We start from the raw sequence: 25,193 nt of genomic DNA, 5'->3' as shown, positions 1-25,193 counted from the left end.
CCGCATTGCGCGCCGCGCCGCATTTTATTGTCGCCACTTGTCGCTACAGGGAAAACATTGCGCAGCTTGCCGCAAGGCTTGCGCATGGGGCTTTACCGCCTTGTTACGGCCCTTACATTGGCCGCATGAAAGAAAATACGCTCTCGAACATCGATCACCACCAGCGTGGCATGACACTGATTGAGCTGTTGGCGGCGCTCCTGATCGCCGGCATGCTCACCGGCTGGGGCGTCGGTCAATGGCGCCACTATCAGCAAACGTTGCGCCTGGAACATACTGCCCAGCAGCTGCTGGCGTTTTTACTGCGACTGCAGGCGGACGCCAACTGGCGCAACCGCACGACGCTGCTGTGGTTCAAGAACGGCACGCCCTGGTGCCTGGGCGGCGGTGTGCCGCCGCCGGATTGCGCTTCCGCCGAGGGTTCCGTTTTCTCACCGTCTTATCGCGACGTCGTTTTGAGCGGCTACACCGACAAAGAGATCGGGTTTTACGGCTTGCGCAATACCGCGCAGGCGGGGCACATCCTGCTCAGCAACGAGGCAGGCGGCCTGCGGCTGGTGCTGTCCGCCCGAGGGCGGCTGCGTTTGTGCAGCGAAGGGCTCCGGATAAGGGGGATCGCGCCATGCTGACTGTCGAACGCGGTTTTACTCTGCCGGAGGTGATGCTGGCGCTGGTGTTCGGCAGCGTGATCGCGCTTGGCGCCGCGAAAACCTACCCGCTGTTGCGCCAGCAAAACCTGGCCGTCGGCCAGCATTTTCGGCTGGAGTCAACGCTGCGGCAACTGGCATTCGGCATCGAGAAAGACCTGCGCCGCGCCGGTTTCTGTGCCGGGCAGTGCGCCGGCCGTCCGCTGCTGATCGGCCAGACGGCGGGAGAAGCGGCGGACAGCTGCGTTATCGTCGCTTACGACATCACCCGCAGCGGGCAATGGCTCACCTCGGGCGAGGATGCAGGTTATTTCGGTTATCGGCTGCGCAATGGCGGCTTGGAAGGGCAACGTGGCGTAAGCCAATGCGACGGCGGCGGCTGGGAGCGGCTGCTCGATCGTGACGAAGTGCGCATTGAGCAGTTTCATGTGGCGATAGAGCGCGGGGAGCATGGCGGTGCGCTGGCCCGTTTGACTCTGGCGGGGCGCTCTGTCGGCGATGCGCGTATCAGGCGCAGCCTGAGCGGGAGCGTCGAAATGGCGGCGTTGCCATGAACCGGCGGGGCCAGCAAGGCGGCAGCACTTTGGCGGCGGTAATGTTGCTGTTGGCGTTGGGGTTGATGTTGCTCAATGCCCAGCACCGGCAATTGGATAACGCGCTGTTACTGGCCGCCGATCAGCAGCGCTACCTCCAGGCTTACAATCAGGCCGCTTCGGCGCTGAGTTGGGGCATGCTCCAGCGTTGGCCGCGCGCCGAGCTGAGGGCGGCGGCCTGGTTATGCAGGCAGCGCGCGGAACTGACGGCCTGCGCCCGGCTGTCTGCCAGAGCGGGCGTCGTGACGGTACGCGGCCTGGGCGAAATGCGCGGGGGTGAGCCGCTTTGGCTGTATCAATGGGGCGAGTTTGGCGGTGCGGAATCGGTCGGCAGGGTGCAAGCGCTGCCGGGCGGGCGGCTGGATTTTTGCCCCGAGAAAAGGCCGGCCGACTGTGAGGGTTAACGCTCGCGCAGGGCGGTTATCCCGCAACGGCTTCAGCCTGCCGGAAGTGTTGGTGGCGGCATTGTTGTTCTCGGTGTCGCTGCTGGGCTTGTTACAGTATCATCAGGTGCTGTTGCAGTCGTTCCAGCGCCAGTGGCACTACCGACAAGCCTGGGTGATGGCGCATCAGCAGTTGGAGGCGTTCGCCGTCACCGGTCGGCTCGATGCCGAACCGCTGTCGGAAGGCTGGCGACGCGAGACGGCGTTCGACGGCGCGGATGCGGATTGCCGCCGATTGACGGTCAGAGTACAAACTCCGCAACGGCAGTGGGCGACGCTGAGCCGCTGGTATTGCACCCGTTTTTGAGCCGGTACGTATCTAGTTTTAAAGGAGCCATCATGTTCACGGTTTATCATTCCAATCAGCTGGATTTATTGAAAACGCTGACCAGCGCGCTGATAGCCAGAGATCCGTTGGCCGATCCTTTTCAACAGGAAGTGGTGCTGGTTCAGAGCCCCGGTATGGCGCAATGGCTGCAAATGCAGCTGGCTGAGCAGTTCGGCATCGCCGCCAATGTCGCGTTTCCGCTGCCGGCGACCTTCATTTGGGACATGTTCACCCGCGTGTTGCCGGATATCCCGAAAGAGAGCGCCTTCAGTAAGGACGCCATGACCTGGAAGCTGATGTGGCTGCTGCCGGAGATGCTGACCCAGCCGGCGTTCGCGCCACTGCAGCACTATCTCACCGATGACGGCGACAAGCGAAAAATCCACCAATTGGCCGGCCGGGTTGCCGACCTGTTCGACCAGTATTTGGTTTATCGCCCGCAGTGGCTGGATAGCTGGCAGCGCGGCGAACGCATCGACGGTCTGCCCGAGGCTCAGCAGTGGCAGGCGCCGCTCTGGGCGCGCCTGGTGGAGTACACGCGCGAATTGGGGCAGCCGGAATGGCACCGCGCCAATCTGTATAGCCGCTTTATCCACGCGCTGGAGCAGGCAACAACGTGTCCGCCCGGTTTGCCGCCGCGGGTGTTTATCTGCGGCATTTCGGCGTTGCCACCGGTCTATCTGGAAGCGCTGCAGGCGCTGGGGCGGCATATCGATATCCACCTGATGTTCACCAACCCTTGTCGTTATTACTGGGGCGACATTCAGGATTACGCTTTCCTGGCCCGCTTGCAGAGCCGCAAGCGCCGTCACTATCATCAGGCGCGCGAGCAAGGGCTGTTTCGCGAGCCGGCCGACGCGGCGCGTCTGTTTGACGCTGAAGGGCAGCAGCAGCTCAGTAACCCGCTGCTGGCCTCCTGGGGCAAGCTCGGGCGCGATCACCTCTATTTGCTGTCGCAGATGGAAGGGGCGCAAGAGGTCGACGCCTTTGTCGATATCCCGGCGGATACCATGCTGCACGCCGTTCAACGCGATATGCTGGAGCTGGAAGACCACGCGGTGATCGGCATCACGGCGGAAACGCTGGAAAGCAGTTTCAGCAAGCGCAGGCTCGATCCGCAAGATCGTTCCCTCAGCTTGCACGCCTGCCACAGCCCACAGCGGGAAGTGGAGGTGCTGCACGATCAACTGCTGACCATGCTCGCGCAGGATCCCGCGTTGACGCCGCGCGACATCATCGTGATGGTGGCGGATATCGACAGCTATACGCCTTATATTCAGGCGGTGTTCGGCAATGCTCCCGCCGAGCGCTACCTGCCGTTCGCCATTTCCGACCGTAAGGCGCGCCAGGCGCATCCGGCGCTGCAGGCGTTCATCTCACTGCTCGATCTGCCGCAAAGCCGCTTTACTTCGGAACAGGTGCTGGCGCTGTTGGAAGTGCCGGCCCTGGCCGCCCGTTTCGCCATTGGCGAAGAGGGGCTGCGCCTGTTGCGTCACTGGGTCGGTGAATCCGGCGTGCGCTGGGGTCTGGACGACGATAACGTGCGCGAACTGGATCTGCCCGCCACGGGCCAGCACACCTGGCGATTCGGCATTACGCGCATGCTGCTCGGTTACGCGATGGACAGCAACGCGGGCGATTGGCAGGGTATTTTGCCTTACGACGAGTCGAGCGGGTTGGTCGCCGAACTGGCGGGGCAGTTGGCGGATCTGCTGGCCCAATTGAGCCATTGGCGGCAAGTATTGAGCGAAGCGCGCTCGCTCGATGCGTGGCTACCGCTGTGCCGACAGCTGCTGGATGCCTTCTTCGAAGCGGATAATGATACCGAAGTGGTGCTGGCATTGATCGAGCAGCAGTGGCAGCAGGCCATCAATTTTGGCCTGGCGGCGCGCTATCCGGATGACGTGCCCTTGACGATTCTGCGCGACGATTTGGCGGCGCGCCTCGATCAGGAGCGCATCAGCCAGCGCTTCCTCGCAGGGCAAATCAATTTCTGTACGCTGATGCCGATGCGCTCGATTCCGTTCAAGGTGGTGTGCCTGCTGGGCATGAACGACGGCGTGTATCCGCGCACGTTGCCGCCGCTGGGCTTCGATCTGATGGCGCAGCAGGTCAAGCGCGGCGACCGCAGCCGGCGCGATGACGACCGCTATCTGTTCCTGGAGGCGATTCTGTCCGCGCAACAACGGCTGTATATCAGCTTCATTGGCCGTTCCATTCAGGACAACAGCCCGCGCTATCCTTCGGTGCTGGTTACCGAGCTGCTGGAGTATCTTGAACAAAGCTATTGCCTGCCGGGAGACGAGGCGTGCACCGCCGACGACAGCGCCCGGCGAGTGGGCGAGCATTTGCTGAAGTGGCATGCGCGCATGCCGTTCGCCGCCGAGAATTTCTTGCCGGGCTCGGAAGCGCAAAGCTATGCCGCCGAGTGGCTGCCCGCCGCCGACGGGCGCGGGGCGGCGCATCCGGCCTTCAACCAGCCGCTGCCCGCCGAAACGCTGCAGCAAATAGCGTTGGAGGAGCTGCTGCGGTTTTACCGCCATCCTATTCGCGCCTTCTTCCAGCTGCGGTTGGGCGTCAGCTTTATCCTGGAAGAGACCGAGCTGCCGGACGAAGAGCCCTTCACGCTGGATAACCTCAGCCGCTACCAGTTCAACAGCCAACTGCTGAATACCCTGATCGACGGCGACGACCCCGAGCGGCTATTCCAGCGGGTGCGCGCCGCCGGGGGGTTGCCCTATGGCGCCTTCGGGGAAATCTATTGGCAAAGGCAGCAGGAAGAAATGAGCGACCTGGCCGAACAGGTGCGCGCGGAGCGCGCGCAGAGCCACAGCCTGGAGCTGGATATCGAGATAGCCGGCGTGCGCCTCAGCGGCTGGTTGCATCAGGTGCAGGATGATGGCCTGTTGCGCTGGCGGCCCGCCACGTTGTCGGCGGTGGACTGCATATTGCTGTGGCTGGAGCACCTGGTGTACTGCTGCGCCGGCGGCACCGGCGAGAGCCGCATGTACGGTCGCAAGAACTCCGCCTGGCGCTTTGCCGCGCTGGCGCCCGAAGACGCGCAGGCGCAGCTGGCGGAACTGCTGGCGGGCTATCAGCGCGGTTTGTGTCAGCCGCTGCTGTTGCTGAACAAGAGCGGCTGGGCGTGGCTGAGCCAGTGTTATCAGCCGGAAACGCAGCAAATCGACTGGGAGGAAGAAGCGCAAACAAAGGCTCGCGCCAAATTGCTGCAGGCTTGGCAGGGCGATCAGCGCATTCCCGGAGAAGGGGAAGATCCCTACGTTCAGCGAGTGTTCCGCCAATTGGACAATGACTACCTGGCGCAAATACTGGCCGAAACAGAGCGTTATCTGCTGCCGGTGGCGCGTCATAACCTGGGGTAACAATCCCCCGGTGGTGCTGTGCGGCGGGAGGTGGTAAAAATAACGAAGGTTATATTCAACCATTGGGGTAATTCCCGGTCTTACATAACGTACAGGCATATACCCGCCGCGTTTGAGGCGCCACATTGGTGAAGAACCCGGCGAGTACAGATTTGGTTATGTGGTTTTGATGTACGTCGCCAGCGTCAGGGAGTGGGCGTGGCGATGTCAGAATAGGGGTTTATTTTGGATATGCGCAGACAGTTGGCCCGCATCACCGGGCTGGTATTCTTGGCTATGTGTTGGGCGCCGTTGAGCTGGGCCGCACAAGGATGGCAACCGCTGGCGGAGAAGATCAACAAGAGCGAGCACGATCCGCGTCAGTACGAGGCGATCAAGCTGGCTAACGGCATGACGGTGCTGCTGGTGTCCGATGCCCAAGCGCCGAAATCGCTGGCGGCGCTGGCATTGCCGGTCGGGTCGCTCGAAGATCCGAACAGCCAACTGGGCTTGGCGCACTATCTGGAACATATGGTGCTGATGGGCTCCAAACGTTATCCCGAGCCGGAAAACCTGTCCGAATTCCTGAAAAAGCACGGCGGCAGCCACAACGCCAGCACGGCTTCTTATCGCACCGCCTTCTATCTGGAAGTGGAGAATGACGCGCTGGAGCCGGCGGTCGATCGCATGGCCGACGCCATTGCCGAGCCGCTGCTCGATCCGGGCAATGCCGATCGCGAGCGCAACGCGGTGAATGCCGAATTGACGATGGCGCGTTCGCGCGATGGCATGCGTATGGCGCAGGTCGGCGCGGAAACCCTCAACCCGGCGCACCCGAGCGCGCGCTTCTCCGGCGGTAATCTGGACACGCTGAAAGACAAGCCGGGCAGCAAGTTGCACGATGAGCTGACGGGGTTCTATAAGCGCTACTACTCCGCCAATCTGATGATGGGGGTGCTGTACGGCAATCAGCCGCTGCCGCAGCTGGCTGACATTGCCGCAAAAACCTTTGGCCGCGTGCCGAATCATGACGCCAGCGTGCCGCCGATCACCGTACCGGCCGTCACGCCGGAGCAGCAGGGCATCATCATTCACTATGTGCCGGCGCAGCCGCGCAAGCAGCTGAAGGTTGAGTTCCGCATCGATAACAACAGCGCCGCGTTTCGCAGCAAAACCGATACCTACATCGGTTACCTGATCGGCAACCGCAGTAAAAATACCCTGTCCGACTGGTTGCAGAAGCAGGGATTGGCGGACGCCATCAATGCCGGTGCCGATCCGATGGTGGATCGCAACGGCGGCGTCTTCGCCATCAGCGTCTCGCTGACTGACAAAGGCTTGGCCCAGCGCGACCAAGTCATCGCCGCCATTTTCAACTACCTGAAAATGCTGCGCAGCGAAGGCATCAAGCAGAGCTACTTCGACGAAATCTCGCATGTTCTGAACCTGGACTTCCGCTATCCGTCGATCACGCGCGACATGGACTACATCGAATGGCTGGTGGACACTATGCTGCGCGTGCCGGTTGAGCATGCGCTGGACGCGCCTTACCTGGCCGATCGCTATGATCCTAAGGCGATCGCCGAACGCCTGGACACCATGACGCCGCAAAATGCGCGCATCTGGTTCGTCAGCCCGGATGAACCGCACAACAAGACGGCCTATTTCGTCAATGCACCTTACCAGGTCGACAAAATCACGCCGCAGCGCTTTACGCAGTGGCAGCAGTTGGGCAGCGGCATTTCCCTGTCATTGCCGGCGCTCAACCCGTACATTCCGGATGATTTCACCCTGACCAAACCGTCGCATGAATTCAAAAAGCCGGAAATGGTGGTGGATAAGCCCGGCCTGCGCGTGCTGTATATGCCGAGCCGTTACTTCGCCGATGAGCCGAAGGCCGATGTCACCGTCGCTTTCCGCAACGCCAAGACCATGGATTCCGCGCGCAACCAGGTGCTGTTCTCGCTGACGGATTATCTGGCCGGCCTGGCGTTGGATCAGCTGAGCTATCAGGCGTCGGTCGGCGGGTTGAGTTTCTCGACGTCGCCGAACAACGGCCTGATGTTTAACGCCAACGGCTTTACCCAGCGTCTGCCGCAGTTGTTGACGGCGCTGATCGAGGGCTATTCCAGCTTCACGCCGACGGAAGATCAGCTGGCGCAGGCCAAGTCCTGGTACCTGGAGCAGTTGGACGCCGCCGAGAAGGGCAAGGCGTTTGAACTGGCCATTCAGCCGGTGCAGATGGTTTCCCGCGTGCCGTATTCCGAACGCAGCGAGCGCCGCGAAGTGCTGAAAACGCTGACGCTGAAAGACGTGCTGGCGTATCGCGACAGCCTGCTGGCCGAGGCCACGCCGGAGCTGCTGGTGGTGGGCAACATGAGCAAGCAACAGGTCGATACGCTGGCGTCGACGCTGAAGCACCGTCTGGGCTGTACCGGTATTGAGTGGTGGCACGGCGAAGACGTGGTGGTGGACAAGAACCAGCTGGCCAACCTGCAACAGGTAGGCAGCAGCACCGACTCGGCGCTGGCGGCGGTCTATGTACCGACCGGTTACGACGAAGTGACCGGCATGGCCTACAGCTCGCTGTTGGGGCAGATTATTCAGCCGTGGTTCTACAGCCAGCTGCGCACTCAGGAACAATTGGGGTATGCGGTCTTTGCCTTCCCGATGTCGGTGGGCCGCCAGTGGGGCGTCGGCTTCCTGTTGCAGAGCAACAGCAAACAGCCGGCCTACCTGTACCAGCGCTATCAGGATTTCTATCCGAAAACCGAGAAACGCCTGCGTGAAATGAGCGAGGCCGATTTTGAGCAGTACAAACAGGCGCTGATCAACGAACTCAAACAGCGGCCGCAAACCCTCAGCGAGGAGGCCAGCCGGTTCGCCAATGATTTCGATCGCGGCAACTTCGCCTTTGATACCCGCCAGAAGCTGATCGCACAGGTGCAACAGCTGACGCCGACCAAACTGGCGGATTATTTCCACCAGGCGGTGATCCAGCCGCAGGGGCTGGCGGTGTTGTCGCAGGTCAGCGGCAGCGGGCAAAACAAGGCGGATTACGCGGCGCCTAAGGATTGGGTCACCTATCCGAACGCGTCGGCATTGCAGCAGATCCTGCCGCGCAAAGTGGCGACACCATGACGGAAGTCGCCCCGCAGAGGCTAGAACCGCTGACGTTGCCGCTGTTTGGCGAACGCCTGATCGAGGCGTCGGCGGGCACCGGCAAAACTTTTACCATCGGCGCGCTGTACCTGCGCTTGCTGCTGGGGTTAGGCGGTGACGCGGCGTTTCCCCGCCCGTTGACGGTTGAAGAAATCCTGGTGGTGACCTTTACCGAGGCCGCCACCGAGGAGCTGCGCGGGCGTATCCGTGACAATATCCACGGGCTGCGCATCGCCTGTGTGCGCGGCATCAGCGCTAACCCGCTGTTTTCGGCGCTGATGGAAGAAATTGACGATTTGTCTGACGCCGCTGCGCAGCTGCTGGCGGCGGAGCGGCAGATGGACGAAGCGGCAATTTACACTATCCACGGCTTTTGCCAACGGATGTTGACCCACAACGCCTTCGAGTCCGGCATGCTGTTTGAACAAACGCTGGTGCAGGACGAACTGCCGCTGCGGCGGCAGGCCTGCGCCGATTTCTGGCGCCGTCATTGCTATCCATTGCCGCTGGGCGTGGCGCGTGCGATCAGCCAGGAGTGGAGCGGCCCGGAAGCGTTGCTGGCTGACCTTTCCGGTTATCTGCATGGTGAAGCGCCGGCGCTGCGGCGGCCGCCGAAGGACGAAGAAACCGTCCTGATGCGCCACGAGCAGATCGTCGCGCGCATCGACGCCATCAAGGCGCAATGGCGGGCGGCGGCGGGCGATCTTGAGGCGTTAATCGCCCAGTCCGGCGTCGATAAGCGCAGCTACAGCAGCAAACACCTGCCGAACTGGCTGAACAAGGTCGGCGAATGGAGCGGGCAGGAGACCCAGGATTACCAACTGCCGAAGGAGCTGGACAAGTTTCGCCAGTCGGTGCTGCTGGAGAAGACCAAGAAGGGCGAGCCGCCGCGTCATGCGCTGTTCACGGCGATAGACGAACTGTTCGATGAACCCTTGACGCTGCGCGACCTAATCATGGCGCGCGCGCTCAGCGAGATCCGCACCTCCATTCAGCAGGAAAAGCGCCAGCGCGCCGAGCTGGGGTTTGACGACTTGCTCAGCCGTTTGGACAGCGCCCTGCAAAGCGGCGGCGGCGAACAGTTGGCGCAGGCGATCCGCCAGCGCTATCCGGTGGCGATGATCGATGAATTCCAGGATACCGATCCGCAGCAATACCGTATTTTCCAAAAGCTTTACGTCGGCCGGCCCGATTGCGGCCTGCTGCTGATCGGCGATCCCAAGCAGGCGATTTACGCCTTTCGCGGCGCCGACATCTTTACCTACATGCGCGCGCGTTCAGAGGTGAGCGCCCACTATACGCTGGAGACCAACTGGCGCTCGTCTCCGTCGATGGTCGCCAGCGTCAATCACCTGTTTTCTCAGGTAGAAAAACCTTTCCTGTTCGGCCAAATCCCCTTTATTGAGGTTAACGCGGCGGAAAAGAACCAAGGGCTGGCGTTTGAATTGCACGGCAAGCCGCAGCCGGCGATGCAGTTCTGGCTGCAGCAGGGGGAAGGCGCGGGTGTAAGTGATTACCAACAGCTGATGGCGCGCCTGTGCGCCACGCAAATTCGCGACTGGCTCAGCGCCGGGCAGCAGGGCCTGGCGCGGCTGCAGAGCGGCAAGGTGTCACGGCCGGTACAAGCCTCCGATATCACGGTGCTGGTGCGCAGCCGCAACGAGGCTGCGTTGGTGCGCGATGCGCTCAGCGCGCTGTCTATTCCATCGGTCTACCTGTCCAACCGCGACAGCGTGTTTGACACCCCGGAGGCCAAAGACCTGCTGTGGTTGCTGCAGGCGGTGTTGGCGCCGGAGCAGGAGCGCACGCTGCGCAGCGCCATGGCCACCGGGCTGATGGGGCTGGACGCGCCGACGCTGGACGGCTTGAGCCGCGATGAGCGCGCCTGGGACGCGCTGGTTAATGAATTCGACAATTACCGCACGCTCTGGCTGCGCCGCGGCGTGTTGCCGATGCTGAGCGAGGTGATGAAAGCGCGCCAATTGGCGGAGAACCTGCTGGCCAGCGCCGGCGGCGAGCGGCGCTTGACCGATGTGCTGCATCTGGGGGAGCTGTTGCAAGAAGCGGCGGCGCAGCTCGACAGCGAGCATGCGCTGGTGCGCTGGCTGGCGCAGCAGATCGCTCAGCCTAATCGCCAGTCCGACAATCAGCAACTGCGGCTGGAGAGCGACCGGCATCTGGTACAGGTGATCACGATTCACAAGTCCAAAGGGCTGGAGTTCGATCTGGTGTGGCTGCCGTTCGTCGGCAACTTCCGCCAGCAGCAGCAGGCGCTGTATCACGATCGCCACAGTTTCCAGGCGCTGCTGGACCTCGACGCCAATGAAGAGAGCCAGGCCTGGGCGGAGGAGGAGCGATTGGCGGAAGATCTGCGTCTGCTGTATGTGGCGCTGACCCGCTCGGTGTACCACTGCAGTATCGGCATTGCGCCGCTGTTCCAGGGCACGCGCAAGAAGCAGGGCGATACCGATCTGCACCGCAGCGCATTGGGCTATCTGGTGCAGGGCGGGCAGCCCGGCGACGCCGTGTATCTGCAGGAGCGGCTGCAGCAATTGGTGGGCGGCGGTATCGCGCTGTCGCTGGTTGAACCGCCGGATACAGAACCCTGGCAACCCCAGGCGTCGCTGGCCGAAGCGTTGGCGGCGAAAAGCTTTACCCGGCGGATCCAGGATTTTTGGCGGGTGACCAGCTATACCGGCTTGCAGCAGCACGGCGCGAGCCTGATGCAGGATCTGCTGCCGCGTCTGGATGTCGACGCAGCCGGTGAGCGCGGGGAAGAAAGTGAGCCAGCGCTTACACCACATACCTTCCCGCGCGGCGCAACGCCCGGCACCTTCCTGCACAGCCTGTTTGAAACGCTGGATTTCACCCAGCCGCTCGACGAACAGTGGCTGCTGGAACAGCTGCAGCGGCAAGGGTTCGCCGAACACTGGCAACCGATACTGCTGGCGTGGATGCAGGTGCTGCTCAATACGCCGCTCGATGACAGCGGCGTGACGCTGGCGGCGCTGACGCCGCAGCATAAGCAGGCAGAGCTGCAGTTCTATTTACCGATTAACCGGCTGTTGCAGGCGAAAGAGCTCGATACTCTGGTGAAGCGTTACGATCCGCTTTCCGCCCGCTGCCCGGCGCTGGATTTCCATCAGGTGCAGGGCATGCTGAAAGGCTTTATCGACCTGGTGTTCTGCTGGCAAGGCAAATACTACCTCCTGGACTACAAGTCCAACTGGTTGGGGGAGGACAGCAGCGCCTATACCCGGCCGGCGATGGAGCAGGCGATGGCGGAGCATCGTTATGATCTGCAATACCAGCTGTATACGCTGGCGTTGCATCGTTACTTGCGCCATCGGTTGCCGGATTATGATTACCGGCGCCATTTCGGCGGGGTGATTTATCTGTTCCTGCGCGGCGTGGATGCGGCGCACCCGGGCAACGGCATTTTCACCTGTCTCCCCGCGTTTGAGCTGGTGGCGGGAATGGATAGCTTGTTCAGCGGCGAAGCTGCGGCGACGGAGGAAAAATCATGATCGCACTGCTGGAGCAGGCGGTGGCGCTTGGCGCGCTGCGCCCGCTGGACGTGCAGTTCGCCCGCGTGGTGGCGAGCGAAGACGAGCCTGATATTTTACTGGCCGCCGCCTGTCTGAGCGCAGAGGCGGGGGCGGGGCATGTTTGCCTGATGCTGGAGCAGCTGCAGGCAGACACGCTGTTTGAAGGGCGCCAACCGGCGCTGGCGCTGGCGCTGTGGGAGGCGGTCGGGCGACCGGATAGCGCACGTTGGCAGCAGCGTCTGGCGAGCAGCGCGGCGGTTGGGGACGGCAGCGGCGCTACGCCGCTGGTGCTGCGTGGGCAGCGCTTATATCTGCAACGCATGTGGCAAAACGAAGGTGAAGTGGCGGCGTTTATCGGCGGTGAAGGGGAATCGCTGACGGTGCCGGAGGAGGCGTTGCGCGCCATTCTCGACCGCTTGTTCGGCGCGGCGAGCGATGAACCCGACTGGCAGAAGATCGCCGCCGCGGTGGCTGCCACGCGGCGCATCACGGTGATTTCCGGTGGACCGGGCACCGGTAAAACCACCACCGTCGCTAAACTGCTGGCGGCGCTGGTGCAGCTGGATGAAAGCGCGCGCTTGCGGATTCAGCTGGCGGCGCCAACCGGCAAGGCGGCGGCGCGCCTGACGGAGTCGCTTGGCAGCGCCAGCCGTCAGCTGGCGTTGACCCCGGCGCAGCAGGCGTTGTTCCCGACGGAGGCGGCGACGTTGCACCGTCTGTTGGGGGCGCAACCCAACAGTCAGCGCATGCGCTATCACCGCAGTAACCGTCTGCATTTGGATGTGTTGGTGGTGGATGAGGCCTCGATGGTCGATCTGCCGATGATGGCGCGCCTGATTGCGGCGTTGCCCGATCGGGCCCGGGTGATTTTCCTCGGCGACCGCGATCAGCTGGCCTCGGTGGAGGCCGGTGCGGTGTTGGGGGATATTTGCCGTTTTGCCGAGCAGGGATACAGCGATGCGCGCGCCGCAGAGCTGAGCCGCCTGACCGGTTGTGCGATCAAAGGGCAGCAGGCCGACGCGGAAGCGGCGGTGCGCGACAGCCTGTGCCTGTTGCGCAAGAGCTATCGCTTCGATGCCCGCTCCGGCATCGGCCAACTGGCGTTGGCGGTTAATGCCGGCGCCGGAGATCGCGCGCTGGCGGCACTAAACGGCCGTTTCGGCGATGTCGCGGGCTATGCGCTGGCGACGAGTGAAGAGTATCAGGCGCTGCTGGACGCGTGCGTGGCGGGCTATCGCGACTATCTGCGGCTGACTGCCGAAGGCGCGGATGCGGCGGCGGTGCTGGCCGCCTTTGGCCGTTTCCAGGTGCTGTGCGCGCTGCGTGAAGGGCCGTTCGGCGTCGCCGGCCTGAATGAACGTATTGAACTCGGGCTGCAGCGCGCCGGTCTGATCGACCGCAAACCGGGCGTGCTCGACCGCTGGTATCGGGGGCGGCCGGTGATGATCGGCCGTAACGACAGCGCGCTGGGGCTGTTCAATGGGGATATCGGCATTACGCTGCCGGATGAGCAGGGGGAACTGCGCGTGCATTTCCAACTGCCGGACGGCAGCATCAAATCGGTGCAGCCGAGCCGTTTGCCGGCGCATGAAACCGCCTATGCCATGACGGTGCACAAGTCCCAGGGATCGGAATTTGAGCATACGGTTCTGGTGTTGCCGAACCATTTCTTGCCGGTGCTGACGCGTGAGCTAGTCTATACCGCGATCACCCGTGCGCGTCAGCAGCTCTCGCTGTACGCCACGGACGCGGTGCTGCTGCGGGCCATTCGCACGCCGACCCAGCGTCGCAGCGGATTGGCTGAACGGCTGCAGACGACGAAATAAGCGATGAAGGGGCGCGGTAGCGGCCGCGCCCGCAGGGATTACAGATCCGCCAGCAGGATTTTGGAACGGCGCTGGTAGTTGTACAACGCCTGTTTCTGCATCGGCAGCACGTCGACCTCCGCCGGGGTGAAGCCACGCTCCTGGAACCAGTGGATGCTGCGGGTGGTCAGCACGAACAGCTTCTTCAATCCCATCTGCCGCGCCTGATTTTCCACCCGCTGCAGCAGCATCTCGCCGCGCGAAGAGCTGCGGTAATCGGGATGCACCGCCACGCAGGCCATCTCGCCGATTTTTTCCTCCGGGAACGGGTACAGTGCCGCGCAGGCGATGGTCAGGTTGTCGCGTTCGATAATGGTGAACTTGTCGATCTCCATCTCCAGCTGTTCACGCGAACGGCGCACCAGAATACCCTGCTGTTCGAGCGGCCGAATGAGTTCCAGAATACCGCCGATGTCGTTGATCGTCGCCCGGCGCACCTGTTCGGCGCTCTCCATCACGATTTGGGTGCCGATGCCGTCACGTGAGAACAGTTCTTGCACCAGCGCGCCGTCCTCCTGATAGCTGATCAGGTGGCTGCGGCGCACGCCGCTGCGGCAGCCTTTCACCGCGCCGCGCAGGAAGCGCACGGTGCCGGAATGGTAGTCACCGCCTTCCTCCAGCTCTTCAAGACGCTTTTGCGCGTCGTTGGGGAACAGCTCGGAAAGGATGTTGCCTTCCGCGTCGGTCACGCCCTGTGAGGAGCAGAAACCGATCATTTTTTCCGCTTTCAGTTTGATCGCCAGCTGAGTCGCGACTTCCTCCGAAGTCAGGTTGAAGCTCTCGCCGGTCACCGAGACGGCGACCGGGCCGATCAGCACGATGGCGTTGCTGTCGAGCTGACGATGGATCGCTTCTTCATCGATGCGGCGAATGCGGCCGCTGTGGCAGTAGTCGATGCCGTCATCGACGCCCAGTGGCTGCGCGATGATGAAGTTGCCGCTGACCACGTTAATGTGCGCGCCCTGCAGCGGCGTGTTGTTGAGGCTCATCGACAGCCGGGCGGTGATGTCCAGCTGCAATAAACCGGCCGCCTGCTTGACTAACTCAAGCGTATGGGCGTCGGTCACGCGCGTATGCTTGTGGTAGATCGGTTCATAGTTGTGCTGCGCCAGATTGGCGTCGATCTGCGGCCGTGCGCCGTAAACCACCACCAGGCGAATACCCAGGCTATGCAGCAGCCCGATATCATTGACGATGTTGGAAAAATTCTCGTGTTCGATGGCTTCCCCACCGAGCATGATGACAAACGTCTTGCCGCGGTGGGCGTTGATATAGGGGACGGAGTGACGGAATCCTTGCACCAGCTCTGTACTACGTTCCTTCACGGGCAAACCTCTTTGCATATTTATACGATATTTTTGTATTTTTATTCTTTTATTGCGCCAATGGCAAGTGGGAAATCGTCATGAAGAGCGAGCTAAGGGCGCTAAATCGTTAATAAATTGAAAAACCATAAAAAGATTTTCTGATGACAGGGCTGGAATGATTGGTTAAAGTTTTCGGCATTCCCAAGTCATTGGTGTTTTTTTCATCTGTTGTAAACAGTTATTACTGCCGGAGCCGCATGCCAAACGCTAATCACAATCTGGGCCGCCGTCGTTTATTACAGGGCGTTGCCGCCAGCTGGTTGCTGAGTGTGAGTCGCACGGGCTTCGCCGCGTCATCGCACGTGATTGCCGTGCGCGTCTGGCCGTCCTCCACTTATACCCGCGTCACGCTGGAATCCAACGTCGAACTGAAATACAAGCAGTTCGCCCTGACCAATCCCGATCGCGTGGTGGTGGATATCGAAGGCGTGCATCTGAACAGCGTGCTGAAGGGCATCGCCGGGCAGGTGCGCGCCGACGATCCTTATCTCAAGCAGGCGCGCGTCGGCCAGTTCGATCAGAATACCGTGCGGCTGGTGCTGGAGCTCAAACAAAGCGTCAGCCCGCACATGTTCTCGCTGGCGCCGGTGCCGGAGTATCGCAACCGTCTGGTGATGGATCTCTACCCGACCAAGGGCGGCAGCGGCGGCGAGGAGTATGATCCGCTACTGGCGTTACTGGAAGATTACAACAAGGGCGATCTGGAGCGCACGTTGCCGCCCGAAGCGCCACAGGCCGGCAAGGCGGGGCGCGATCGGCCGATCGTCATCATGCTGGATCCTGGCCACGGGGGCGAAGATCCCGGTGCGATCGGCAAGTATAAGACGCGCGAGAAAGACATCGTGCTGCAGATTGCCCGCAAGCTGAGCGCCATGATCAAGCGTGAACCGAACATGAAGGTGTTCATGACGCGCAATGAAGACGTGTTTATCCCGCTCAAGGTGCGCGTCGCCAAGGCGCGCAAGCAGCGCGCCGATCTGTTCGTTTCGATTCACGCCGACGCCTTCACCAGCCGCGCCGCGCGCGGGTCGTCGGTGTTCGCGTTGTCCACCAAAGGCGCCACCAGCTCGGCGGCCAAGTTCCTGGCGCAGACGCAGAACGCCTCGGACCAAATCGGCGGCGTCAGCAAGAGCGGCGACCGCTATCTCGACCACACCATGTTCGATTTGATCCAGACCGCAACCATCAACGATAGCCTGAAGTTCGGCAAGGAAGTGTTGAACCGGATGGGTAAAATCAACCGGTTGCACAAGAATCGCGTCGATCAGGCCGGTTTTGCGGTGTTGAAGGCGCCGGATATCCCGTCAATCCTGGTGGAAACGGCGTTTATCAGCAATATCGAAGAGGAGCGCAAGCTGCGCACCAGCCATTTCCAGCAGCAGGTGGCGGAGTCGATTCTGGCGGGCATCAAGGCTTATTTCGCCAACGGCGGCGCGCTGGCGAGCCGATAGCGGCAGGGCCGGGCGCAAGTCCGGCTGTTTTTGCGGATTGCAGATACAAAAAAACACCCGTCAGGGTGCTTATCTGTTGTCATCAAGAGTTGGTTGCGGGGGCCGGATTTGAACCGACGACCTTCGGGTTATGAGCCCGACGAGCTACCAGGCTGCTCCACCCCGCGTCCGTCTTGATGCGGTATTACGACGAAACCACCGTTCATGTTATGCCGCTGGTACGACATTCGGTTGGTTGCGGGGGCCGGATTTGAACCGACGACCTTCGGGTTATGAGCCCGACGAGCTACCAGGCTGCTCCACCCCGCGTCCGTGTAATACTTTGTTATCGAACCCAAACGCAAAATACCGCCACTGCGGCATCGGTTGGTTGCGGGGGCCGGATTTGAACCGACGACCTTCGGGTTATGAGCCCGACGAGCTACCAGGCTGCTCCACCCCGCGTCCGATGGATGCGCACTATACTCTCCATGCGTTTTGTTGCAAACCCTTTTTGCATTTTATTGGCCTAAACCCGTTTTTCTGCTGAATTTGCCCGCAATTTGCCTTCTTTTTCATCACTATCCTCCGTGCGGCTTTTTTTATTTGCAGCGATTCCTTTATCAATGAGCGTTTGTTATCGTTCAGCCGGTAGATCATATCAGTTTGAGAGTGTGCGCGATGAAAGGACGTTGGGGCAAATACCTGCTGGGCGGGTTGATGGTGGCGGTATTGGCGGGCTGTTCGTCCAAGCCGACCGATCGGGGTCAGCAATATAAGGACGGCCGTCTGGATCAATCGCTGGAGCTGGTCAATCAGCCCAACGCCAAAGGTTCGCCGGTCAACGCCAAGGATTATTCGGATCAGCTGATGGAGATCAAGTACGCGTCGCCTTCGCTGTTTAACCGCAACAACAGCACCTATCAGGCGGTGCAAAACTGGATGGCGTCCGGCGCCGACACGCGCATGCTGAGCCAGTACGGCCTCAGCGCTTATCAGATGGAAGGCGTCGACAATTACGGCAACGTGCAGTTTACCGGCTACTACACGCCGGTGGTGCAGGCACGCTATACCCAACAGGGCGAGTTCCGTTATCCGCTGTACCGCATGCCGCCGAAGGGCAGGGGCCGCTTGCCGGATCGCGCGGGCATCTATTCCGGCGCGCTCGACGATCGCTATATCATCGCTTACACCAACTCGCTGATGGACAACTTCATGATGGAAGTCCAGGGCAGCGGCTACGTCGACTACGGCAACGGTCAGCCGCTGGTGTTCTTCGGCTACGGCGGCAAGAACGGCCACGCCTACCGCAGCATCGGCAAGGTGCTGATCGATCGCGGTGAAGTGGCCAAGGCGGACATGTCGATGCAGGCGATCCGTCAGTGGGCGGATACCCACAGCGCCGCAGAGGTGCGTGAGCTGCTGGAGCAGAACCCGTCGTTCGTGTTCTTCCGCCCGGAAGCTTTTGCGCCGGTGAAAGGCGCCAGCGCGGTGCCGTTGATCGCCAAAGCGTCGGTGGCCTCCGACCGTTCGCTGATCCCGGCAGGCACCACGCTGCTGGCCGAAGTGCCGCTGCTGGACAACAAGGGTAAATTCACGGGAAAATACGAGATGCGTCTGATGGTCGCGCTCGACGTGGGCGGCGCCATCAAGGGCCAGCATTTTGACATGTATCAGGGCATCGGGCCGGAAGCCGGCCACTCGGCGGGCTACTACAACCACTATGGCCGCGTCTGGGTGCTGAAGAACAACGGCGGCGGCCAGCTGTTCAGCGCCAATCAGTCAAACGGCGGCGGTTCGTTGCTGGTCACCCGCTAAACGCGCACGGCGTGAAAAGAGTGACCCGCAAGGGCCGGATTTTCCGGCCCTTATCATTTGCATTACGAAGGTAATTAAAGCGTTATGAGCACAGCTTATTCGGAAGCCTATCTGCAGCGTTTCGGCGGCACGGCGCGGTTATACGGCCAGCAGGCGCTGGCGGTGTTCGCGCAGGCGCACGTCTGCGTGATCGGCATCGGCGGCGTGGGTTCCTGGGCGGCTGAGGCGCTGGCGCGCACCGGCATCGGCGCCATCACTCTGATCGACATGGATGATGTTTGCGTCACCAATACCAACCGTCAGATCCACGCGCTGCGCCAGCACGTCGGGCAATCGAAAACCGAGGTAATGGCGGAGCGTATCCTGGCGATCAACCCGGAATGCCGGGTGACCTGCATTGACGATTTCATCACCCCGGACAACGTCGCCGAGCTGCTGGACCATAACTTCAGCTACGTCATCGACGCGATCGACAGCGTGCGGCCGAAGGCGGCGCTGCTGTCCTACTGCCGCCGCTTCAAGATCCCGGTGGTGACCACCGGCGGCGCCGGCGGGCAGATGGATCCGACCAAAATCGACGTGGCCGATCTGGCGAAAACTATTCAGGATCCGCTGGCCGCCAAGCTGCGCGAGCGACTGAAGCACGATTTTAACGTGGTGAAAAACGGCAAGGGCAAGCTGGGCATCGACTGCGTCTTCTCCAGCGAGCCGCTGGTTTATCCGCAGCCGGACGGTTCGGTATGCGCTTCGCGTAGCACGGCGGAAGGGCCGAAAAGAATGGATTGCAGCGCAGGTTTCGGCGCGGCGACCATGGTCACCGCCACCTTCGGCTTCGTCGCCGTGTCGCACGCGCTGAAAAAGATGGTGGCGAAGGCGGCGCGTCAGGCGTAACGGGCGGCGATCGCCTGCACGGCGGCGGCCAACGCCGCCAGCCCGCTGGCGCGAGTGGCGCTCAGCTGAGCGCGCAGCGCCAGGCGGTCGAACAGCGCCAGCGGATCCAATTCGGCGATCTGCTGCGGCGTTTTCCCTTCCACTTCGGTCAGCAGCACCGCCAACAGGCCGCGCACGATGCGGCCTTCGCTGTCGCCATAAAAGTGCAGCGTGCCGTCTTCCAGCAACTGGTGCCCCAACCAGACGCGGTTTTCACACCCGTTCAACGCCATTTCTTCACTGCGCAAGGCCTCCGGCAGCGGCGGCAGCCGTTTCGCGAGCATAATCAGTTGGCGGTAGCGGTCTTCCCACTGTTTCAGCGCGCTGAAGGTGGCGATCAACGCTTCGGCGGTGATCTCTCGGCCAAAAGGATGGGGGGCGAGCATAGCGTCTCCGGGAATCAAGTCAGTCGGCCAGCAGATCGAGGGCGTGGGTCAACGCGCTGACCAGCGTATCGACGTCCTGTTGGGTATTGTAGGGGGCGAACGACGCGCGCAGCGTGCCGCTGACGCCTAACGCCGCCATCAGCGGCTGCGCGCAGTGCTGGCCGGCGCGCAGCGCAATGCCTTGCTCGGCCAGCAGCGTGATGATGTCGCTGTGGTGTACGCCGGCGATGTCGAACGCCAGCAGGCTGGAACCGGAACTGCGGAAGCTGCGAAAGCCCGGCAGCTGCGCCAACCGCTGTTCCGCCCGATCCGCCAGCTCGCGGCTGTAGCGCTCCGCCGCCGCCATGTCCTGTTCGCGAAGCCAGGCGAGCGCGGCGGCCAACCCCAGCACGCCGGCGATGTTCGGCGTGCCGGCCTCGAAGCAGTGCGGCGGTTTTTGCGGGATAAAACCGTCGAACGACGCCTGGGTCAGCATCTTTCCCCCTCCTTGCCACGGCGCCATCTGCGCCAGCAGCTCGGCTTTGCCGTACAGTGCGCCGATGCCGGTCGGGCCATACAGTTTATGGCCGGAGAAGGCGTAGAAATCGATATCGAGCCGCTGTACGTCGGCCGGATCGTGAACCACGCCCTGTGCGCCGTCGATCATCACGCGCGCGCCGGCGGCATGGGCCAGCGCGATCGCCGGCGCCAGATCCGGGCAGCCGCCGGTGACGTTGGACATTTGCCCCAGCGCCAACAGGCGGGTTCTATCGTTGAGCAGGGCGGGCAGCTGCGCCAGGTCCGGCAGCCGGTCGGCGCCGATCGGCAGTTTCACTACCCGCGCGCCGGTTTGATCCGCCACCATCAGCCAGGGGATCAGGTTGGCGTGGTGTTCCGCTTCGCTCACCAGAATCTCATCCCCCGGCTGCAGACGCGGGCGCAGGTAGCTCTGCGCCACCAGGTTGATCGCCTCGGTGGTGCCGCGCGTCCAGACGATGTCGTCGGCCGACGGCGCATGGATCAGTTGCGCGACCTGGCCGCGCGCCTGCTCGAAACGGGCGGTCAGAGCCTGCGCCGCCCGATGCTGGCTGCGGTGCACGGTGGCGGCGGCGTCGCGATAAAACTGCTGCGTGGCGTCGATCACCGCTTGCGGTTTCAACGCGGTGGCGGCGCTGTCCAGATAGATGCCGTCCTGCGCGAGCGCGGGAAACTGTTGGCGAAAAAGGCTGGGGTTAAAAGGCGTCATACCCTGATTGTCACTGGCTTGAGTCGATGGTTGATCCTGTCCTATTTTGCCGTCGGAGACAAGCGATCCCGCCGATTAGGACTTATCGCCTGGCAAAATTGGGAAAGTTTGTTATGCTATTAAACGTGCGTTAATTAATCGCATCTATACAAATAAAAGGTATTTATTAGCATTTAAAACTACAAAGGAGTCCTCAATGAAGAAAACAGCCGCAGTTCTCTCTGCCCTGATGCTTACGTTCACCCTGGCCGCCTGTTCCAGCAACTACGTGATGCATACCAATGACGGACGCACCATTGTCGCTGACGGCAAGCCTAAAGTGGACAACGATACCGGCATGATCAGCTATAAAGACGCCAACGGCGTCGAACAGCAGATCAACCGCGCCGATGTGAAAGAGATGGTTGAAAGCAACCAGTAACCGTCAGGCAAAAAAAAGCACCGCAAGTTTTGCGGTGCTGCATAAAATCACTATGGACAGACAGGGTAAATGTACAGGAAGTGAAAAAACAGTAGCCTAGCTACCATGTCCGGAATCGCCGGACAATTTGCAAACACAACATCACAACCACAAGCCAAAAGTTCATCGGCGTCCTCGACACCCACTCCCTTTTCGTTCCGGCCCGGGAAGTGCCGCCACTATAGGTATTTGCTGGCGCATCCTCAACGGACAAATTATAATGGCTCGGATTAAAAAAACTAATGGCAATGCGCCGTTAGCGTTTACCGATGGCTTGCCACGCAAAGCCGCCCGATTTTCGGCGCCGAATCATTCGGATTAATGTTACACAAAAGTAGCTAATTTAATGTCTAAACGCTTACCTCCCCTCAATGCGCTGCGCGTGTTCGATGCGGCCGCTCGCCACCTGAGTTTCACCAAGGCGGCGGAAGAGCTGTTCGTGACTCAGGCCGCGGTGAGCCACCAGATCAAGTCGCTGGAGGACTTCCTCGGGCTGAAGCTGTTTCGTCGGCGCAACCGCTCGCTGCTGCTGACCGAAGAGGGGCAAAGTTACTACCTCGATATCAAGGAGATCTTCTCTTCGATCAACGAGGCGACGCGCAAGCTGCAGGCGCGCAGCGCCAAGGGGGCATTGACCGTCAGTCTGCCGCCGAGCTTCGCCATTCAGTGGCTGGTGCCGCGTCTGTCCGGCTTTAACTCAGCTTATCCGGGGATCGATGTGCGCATCCAGGCGGTGGACCGCGAAGAAGACAAGCTGGCGGACGACGTCGATGTGGCGATTTTCTACGGCCGCGGCAATTGGCCGGGGCTGCGCGCCGAGCGCCTGTATGCGGAATATCTGCTGCCGGTTTGTTCGCCGAGCCTGCTGACCGGCGATCATCCGCTGAAAACCGCAGACGATCTGGCTTATCATACGTTGCTGCATGACGTTTCACGCCGTGACTGGCTGGCCTATACGCGCCAGCTGGGGTTGCAGCACATCAACGTGCAGCAGGGGCCAATCTTCAGCCACAGCGCCATGGTGGTGCAGGCGGCGGTGCACGGCCAGGGCGTGGCGCTGGTGAACAACGTGATGGCGCAAACCGAGATCGAAGCCGGTCGCCTGGTGTGCCCGTTCAACGATGTGTTGGTCAGTAAAAACGCTTTTTATCTGGTATGTCATGACAGCCAGGCAGAACTGGGTAAAATAGCCGCCTTCCGGCAGTGGATCCTGGCGCGCGCCGCCAGCGAACAAGAGAAGTTCCGCTTCCGTTACGAACAATAAGGCCGGCCGCCGCCTTGCCGCGGCCGGTGATTTTTAATGGGATAGATCACCATGAGCAGCCGTTCCATGCTGGTTTTCGCCGCTATCAGCGGCTTTGTGTTTGTCGCGCTGGGCGCATTCGGCGCGCATGTGTTAAGCGGCACGCTGGGCGCCAACGAAATGGCCTGGATCCGCACCGGGCTGGAATATCAGGGGTTCCACACCCTGGCTATCCTGGCGCTGGCGGTCGCGATGCAGCGCCGCGTAAGCCTGTGGTTTTACTGGAGCGGAGCGCTGTTGGCGTTCGGCACCGTGTTGTTCAGCGGCAGCCTCTATTGCCTGGCGCTGTCGCACCTGAAGGTCTGGGTATATATCACGCCGGTTGGCGGCGTGTGCTTCTTGATCGGCTGGATATTGATGTTGATTGGCGCTTTGCGTCTGAGGAAAAAGGCCGAGCGCCATGAATAAGATTGCGTTGTACTGCCGTCCCGGCTTCGAAAAAGAGTGTGCGGCGGAGATCACCGATAAAGCCGCCCAGCTGGAGATTTACGGCTTTGCGCGGGTAAAAGAGCACAGCGGTTACGTGTTGTTCGAATGCTATCAGCCGGACGATGCCGACCGTCTGGCACGGGAAATTCCGTTCCGCGAACTGATTTTCGCCCGCCAGATGATCGTGGTGGGGGAGCTGTTGCGCGATCTGCCGCCGGAAGATCGGGTATCGCCGATCGTCGGCATGCTGATCGGCGTGGTTGATCGCGGCGGCGAGCTGCGGGTGGAAGTGCCGGACACCAACGAAAGCAAAGAGCTGATGAAATTCTGCCGCAAGCTGACGGTGCCGCTGCGCGCCGCGATGCGTGAGCAGAAGGTGCTGATGGCGCGGGAGAACCCGACTCGCCCGGTGGTGCACGTGTTCTTCATCGCGCCGGGCTGCTGTTACGTCGGTTACTCCTACAGCAACAACAACTCACCGTTCTATATGGGCATTCCGCGTCTGCGTTTCCCGGCCGATGCGCCGAGCCGTTCGACGCTGAAGCTGGAAGAGGCGTTCCATGTGTTCATCCCCGCCGACGAGTGGGACGAGCGCCTGGCCAGCGGCATGCATGCGGTCGATCTGGGGGCCTGCCCGGGCGGCTGGACCTATCAGTTGGTGAAGCGCAGCATGATGGTGCATTCGGTGGATAACGGCCCGATGGCGCCGAGCCTGATGGAAACCGGCCAGGTAACGCATCACCGCGCCGACGGCTTCAAGTTCGAGCCGAACAGCAGCAAGATCTATTGGTTGGTGTGCGACATGGTGGAAAAACCGGCGAAGGTGACCAGCCTGATGATTCAGTGGCTGGTGAAAGGCTGGTGCCGCGAAGCGATCTTTAACCTCAAACTGCCGATGAAAAAGCGCTATGAGGAAGTGTCGCAAAACCTGATGAACATCCGCGAAGCGTTGAGCGCCGCCGGCATCAGCGCTGAAGTGCACGCCAAGCAGCTGTATCACGATCGTGAAGAGATCACCGTGCACGTGCGCCGCATGTGGTCGGCGGTGCCGGGCCGCCGCGACGAGCGCGATTAACCGCGTTAAACCTGATGAAGGGCGCTGCTTGCAGCGCCCTTATTGTATCGGCAGGCGCAGCTGCTGCAGGTTGCCGTCCAGCGACAGATCGGTGCGCAGCGTGGCGACCCGTTTGCTGACGTAGGCCAGCTCGCGGTGCTGTTCCAGTTTGCCGCGCCATTTTTCCGGCACCTGCTCCAGGTGCTGATAGATCCCGTCCAGACTGCCCGACTGCTGCAACAGCAGCACGGCGGTTTTCGGCCCGATGCCGGCCACGCCGGGGATCTTGCTGCTGCCGATCCCCGCCAGCCCCCAGTAGTCCGGCAGTTGCTGCGGCTGCACGCCGAATTCCTGCTGCACGAAAGGCATATCCAACCAGCGTTTCTGGAAGTAATCGCGGATCTGTACGTTCGGCGCCAGCAGTTGGCAATAGCCTTTGTCGGTGGAAACGATGGTCACCTGGTGGCCGCCGCCGGCGACCTTCGCTGCCAGCGTGGCCGCCAGATCGTCAGCCTCGTTGCCGGGCGAATGCCAGCTGGCGACGCCCAGTTCGGCGAAGGCCTCACGCAGCTGCGGCATCTCCTGCTGCAGGTTTTCCGGCATCGGCGAACGCCCGGCCTTGTAGTCCGGCAGAATTTTGTGGCGCCAGCTTTCGCTGCGGTCGTCCTCGTCAAATACCGCCACCGCGTGGGTCGGGCGGCTGTGCTGAAGCAACTGCTGCAGCGCGTGGCGGCAGGCGTTGACGCAAGGGGAGCCCTGTACGGCGTGAATGCGGCGGATGAGGTTCAGGGCGTCGACAATCAGTAGGTGTATCATCATGGGCGGTAAGGTCAGAAAAAACAG

Annotated in this window: 19 protein-coding genes and 3 tRNA genes; 15 read left to right on the top strand and 7 right to left on the bottom strand. The window is 61.5% G+C overall.

Going from position 1 to position 25,193, the window contains the following annotated elements; genetic code table 11:
• Positions 1 to 125: 125 nt before the first annotated feature.
• The 8 genes from IMX17_RS20105 (at position 126) to recD (ending at position 13,909) form a co-directional block, all read left to right on the top strand.
• Positions 126 to 629 carry a prepilin peptidase-dependent protein gene (locus tag IMX17_RS20105; protein WP_182265319.1) on the top strand — a complete coding sequence of 168 codons (504 nt, stop codon included), beginning with the start codon at positions 126 to 128 and terminating at the stop codon, positions 627 to 629.
• Positions 623 to 1,201 (top strand): prepilin peptidase-dependent protein, encoded by a 579-nt coding sequence (locus IMX17_RS20100; RefSeq protein WP_193550163.1) that lies wholly within the window; start codon positions 623 to 625, stop codon positions 1,199 to 1,201. The genes IMX17_RS20105 and IMX17_RS20100 overlap by 7 nt, the downstream gene beginning before the upstream one ends.
• Positions 1,198 to 1,644: a YgdB family protein gene (locus IMX17_RS20095; RefSeq protein WP_193550162.1), complete on the top strand. Its 447-nt coding sequence runs from the start codon at positions 1,198 to 1,200 to the stop codon at positions 1,642 to 1,644. Before IMX17_RS20100 ends, IMX17_RS20095 begins: the two co-directional genes overlap by 4 nt.
• A complete protein-coding gene (locus tag IMX17_RS20090; protein ID WP_046899048.1) occupies positions 1,634 to 1,990 on the top strand; it encodes a prepilin-type N-terminal cleavage/methylation domain-containing protein in 357 nt (118 codons plus the stop codon). The genes IMX17_RS20095 and IMX17_RS20090 overlap by 11 nt, the downstream gene beginning before the upstream one ends.
• A 32-nt stretch (positions 1,991 to 2,022) precedes the next feature.
• Complete coding sequence (gene recC, locus IMX17_RS20085; protein WP_193550161.1) at positions 2,023 to 5,394, top strand: exodeoxyribonuclease V subunit gamma; 3,372 nt, start codon at positions 2,023 to 2,025, stop codon at positions 5,392 to 5,394.
• A 231-nt stretch (positions 5,395 to 5,625) separates the two neighbouring features.
• A complete protein-coding gene (gene ptrA, locus IMX17_RS20080; RefSeq protein ID WP_193550160.1) occupies positions 5,626 to 8,514 on the top strand; it encodes a pitrilysin in 2,889 nt (962 codons plus the stop codon).
• A complete protein-coding gene (gene recB / locus IMX17_RS20075; RefSeq protein ID WP_182265314.1) occupies positions 8,511 to 12,062 on the top strand; it encodes an exodeoxyribonuclease V subunit beta in 3,552 nt (1,183 codons plus the stop codon). The genes ptrA and recB overlap by 4 nt, the downstream gene beginning before the upstream one ends.
• Positions 12,059 to 13,909: an exodeoxyribonuclease V subunit alpha gene (gene recD / locus IMX17_RS20070; protein WP_193550159.1), complete on the top strand. Its 1,851-nt coding sequence runs from the start codon at positions 12,059 to 12,061 to the stop codon at positions 13,907 to 13,909. Before recB ends, recD begins: the two co-directional genes overlap by 4 nt.
• A 38-nt stretch (positions 13,910 to 13,947) precedes the next feature.
• Here recD and argA read toward each other — a convergent pair whose 3' ends face one another.
• Complete coding sequence (gene argA / locus IMX17_RS20065) at positions 13,948 to 15,273, bottom strand: amino-acid N-acetyltransferase (RefSeq protein ID WP_015378910.1); 1,326 nt, start codon at positions 15,271 to 15,273, stop codon at positions 13,948 to 13,950.
• A 239-nt stretch (positions 15,274 to 15,512) separates the two neighbouring features.
• Here argA and amiC point away from each other — a divergent pair, with 239 nt between their 5' ends.
• A complete protein-coding gene (amiC, locus tag IMX17_RS20060; RefSeq protein ID WP_033644859.1) occupies positions 15,513 to 16,766 on the top strand; it encodes an N-acetylmuramoyl-L-alanine amidase AmiC in 1,254 nt (417 codons plus the stop codon).
• Between the two features lie 90 nt (positions 16,767 to 16,856).
• Here amiC and IMX17_RS20055 read toward each other — a convergent pair.
• The 3 genes from IMX17_RS20055 to IMX17_RS20045 form a co-directional block, all read right to left on the bottom strand.
• Positions 16,857 to 16,933 (bottom strand) — tRNA-Met (locus IMX17_RS20055).
• Between the two features lie 65 nt (positions 16,934 to 16,998).
• Positions 16,999 to 17,075: transfer RNA gene (locus IMX17_RS20050), tRNA-Met, on the bottom strand.
• Positions 17,076 to 17,133: 58 nt separating this feature from the next.
• A tRNA-Met gene (locus IMX17_RS20045) sits at positions 17,134 to 17,210 on the bottom strand.
• A 216-nt stretch (positions 17,211 to 17,426) separates the two neighbouring features.
• Between IMX17_RS20045 and mltA the strand changes: the two genes are divergently transcribed.
• Complete coding sequence (mltA, locus tag IMX17_RS20040; protein ID WP_033644860.1) at positions 17,427 to 18,563, top strand: murein transglycosylase A; 1,137 nt, start codon at positions 17,427 to 17,429, stop codon at positions 18,561 to 18,563.
• Between the two features lie 84 nt (positions 18,564 to 18,647).
• Positions 18,648 to 19,454 (top strand): tRNA cyclic N6-threonylcarbamoyladenosine(37) synthase TcdA, encoded by an 807-nt coding sequence (gene tcdA / locus IMX17_RS20035; RefSeq protein ID WP_046899054.1) that lies wholly within the window; start codon positions 18,648 to 18,650, stop codon positions 19,452 to 19,454.
• Here tcdA and csdE read toward each other — a convergent pair.
• Positions 19,445 to 19,879 (bottom strand): cysteine desulfurase sulfur acceptor subunit CsdE, encoded by a 435-nt coding sequence (gene csdE / locus IMX17_RS20030; protein WP_072627066.1) that lies wholly within the window; start codon positions 19,877 to 19,879, stop codon positions 19,445 to 19,447. The genes tcdA and csdE overlap by 10 nt on opposite strands.
• A gap of 19 nt (positions 19,880 to 19,898) precedes the next feature.
• On the bottom strand, positions 19,899 to 21,104 hold the full coding sequence (csdA, locus tag IMX17_RS20025; RefSeq protein WP_193550158.1) for a cysteine desulfurase CsdA: 1,206 nt from the start codon (positions 21,102 to 21,104) through the stop codon (positions 19,899 to 19,901).
• 196 nt (positions 21,105 to 21,300) lie between these two features.
• Here csdA and IMX17_RS20020 point away from each other — a divergent pair, with 196 nt between their 5' ends.
• From IMX17_RS20020 to rlmM, 4 genes are all read left to right on the top strand, one after another.
• Positions 21,301 to 21,525, top strand: a complete 225-nt coding sequence (locus IMX17_RS20020) for a YgdI/YgdR family lipoprotein (protein WP_025304050.1) — start codon at positions 21,301 to 21,303, stop codon at positions 21,523 to 21,525.
• 385 nt (positions 21,526 to 21,910) lie between these two features.
• On the top strand, positions 21,911 to 22,828 hold the full coding sequence (locus tag IMX17_RS20015) for a transcriptional regulator GcvA (protein WP_004931894.1): 918 nt from the start codon (positions 21,911 to 21,913) through the stop codon (positions 22,826 to 22,828).
• Between the two features lie 51 nt (positions 22,829 to 22,879).
• Positions 22,880 to 23,275: a DUF423 domain-containing protein gene (locus IMX17_RS20010; protein ID WP_004931896.1), complete on the top strand. Its 396-nt coding sequence runs from the start codon at positions 22,880 to 22,882 to the stop codon at positions 23,273 to 23,275.
• The gene (gene rlmM / locus IMX17_RS20005; RefSeq protein ID WP_015378905.1) at positions 23,268 to 24,371 is read left to right on the top strand and encodes a 23S rRNA (cytidine(2498)-2'-O)-methyltransferase RlmM; all 1,104 of its coding nucleotides are present in this window, start codon (positions 23,268 to 23,270) and stop codon (positions 24,369 to 24,371) included. The genes IMX17_RS20010 and rlmM overlap by 8 nt, the downstream gene beginning before the upstream one ends.
• Positions 24,372 to 24,410: 39 nt before the next feature.
• Here the strand turns inward: rlmM and xni are convergent, their stop codons facing one another.
• Positions 24,411 to 25,169, bottom strand: coding sequence for a flap endonuclease Xni (xni, locus tag IMX17_RS20000; RefSeq protein WP_046899057.1), 759 nt, complete (start codon positions 25,167 to 25,169; stop codon positions 24,411 to 24,413).
• Between the last annotated feature and the right edge of the window lie 24 nt (positions 25,170 to 25,193).

It is taken from the genome of Serratia sp. X3 (assembly GCF_014982455.1).
In the GTDB taxonomy this organism is placed as follows: Bacteria; Pseudomonadota; Gammaproteobacteria; order Enterobacterales; family Enterobacteriaceae; genus Serratia; species Serratia ureilytica.
The sequence above is the reverse complement of the archived record's forward strand: the minus strand, read 5'-3'. Positions and strand labels throughout refer to the sequence as shown.

What these genes read in the sequence shown, in the direction of transcription:
- IMX17_RS20105 (WP_182265319.1), top strand. Translation starts at nt 126, where the DNA reads ATGAAAGAAAATACGCTCTCGAACATCGATCACCACCAGCGTGGCATG.
- IMX17_RS20100 (WP_193550163.1), top strand. Translation starts at nt 623, where the DNA reads ATGCTGACTGTCGAACGCGGTTTTACTCTGCCGGAGGTGATGCTGGCG.
- IMX17_RS20095 (WP_193550162.1), top strand. Translation starts at nt 1,198, where the DNA reads ATGAACCGGCGGGGCCAGCAAGGCGGCAGCACTTTGGCGGCGGTAATG.
- recC (WP_193550161.1), top strand. Translation starts at nt 2,023, where the DNA reads ATGTTCACGGTTTATCATTCCAATCAGCTGGATTTATTGAAAACGCTG.
- ptrA (WP_193550160.1), top strand. Translation starts at nt 5,626, where the DNA reads ATGCGCAGACAGTTGGCCCGCATCACCGGGCTGGTATTCTTGGCTATG.
- recB (WP_182265314.1), top strand. Translation starts at nt 8,511, where the DNA reads ATGACGGAAGTCGCCCCGCAGAGGCTAGAACCGCTGACGTTGCCGCTG.
- recD (WP_193550159.1), top strand. Translation starts at nt 12,059, where the DNA reads ATGATCGCACTGCTGGAGCAGGCGGTGGCGCTTGGCGCGCTGCGCCCG.
- amiC (WP_033644859.1), top strand. Translation starts at nt 15,513, where the DNA reads ATGCCAAACGCTAATCACAATCTGGGCCGCCGTCGTTTATTACAGGGC.
- mltA (WP_033644860.1), top strand. Translation starts at nt 17,427, where the DNA reads ATGAAAGGACGTTGGGGCAAATACCTGCTGGGCGGGTTGATGGTGGCG.
- tcdA (WP_046899054.1), top strand. Translation starts at nt 18,648, where the DNA reads ATGAGCACAGCTTATTCGGAAGCCTATCTGCAGCGTTTCGGCGGCACG.
- csdE (WP_072627066.1), bottom strand. Translation starts at nt 19,879, where the DNA reads ATGCTCGCCCCCCATCCTTTTGGCCGAGAGATCACCGCCGAAGCGTTG.
- csdA (WP_193550158.1), bottom strand. Translation starts at nt 21,104, where the DNA reads ATGACGCCTTTTAACCCCAGCCTTTTTCGCCAACAGTTTCCCGCGCTC.
- IMX17_RS20020 (WP_025304050.1), top strand. Translation starts at nt 21,301, where the DNA reads ATGAAGAAAACAGCCGCAGTTCTCTCTGCCCTGATGCTTACGTTCACC.
- IMX17_RS20015 (WP_004931894.1), top strand. Translation starts at nt 21,911, where the DNA reads ATGTCTAAACGCTTACCTCCCCTCAATGCGCTGCGCGTGTTCGATGCG.
- IMX17_RS20010 (WP_004931896.1), top strand. Translation starts at nt 22,880, where the DNA reads ATGAGCAGCCGTTCCATGCTGGTTTTCGCCGCTATCAGCGGCTTTGTG.
- rlmM (WP_015378905.1), top strand. Translation starts at nt 23,268, where the DNA reads ATGAATAAGATTGCGTTGTACTGCCGTCCCGGCTTCGAAAAAGAGTGT.
- xni (WP_046899057.1), bottom strand. Translation starts at nt 25,169, where the DNA reads ATGATGATACACCTACTGATTGTCGACGCCCTGAACCTCATCCGCCGC.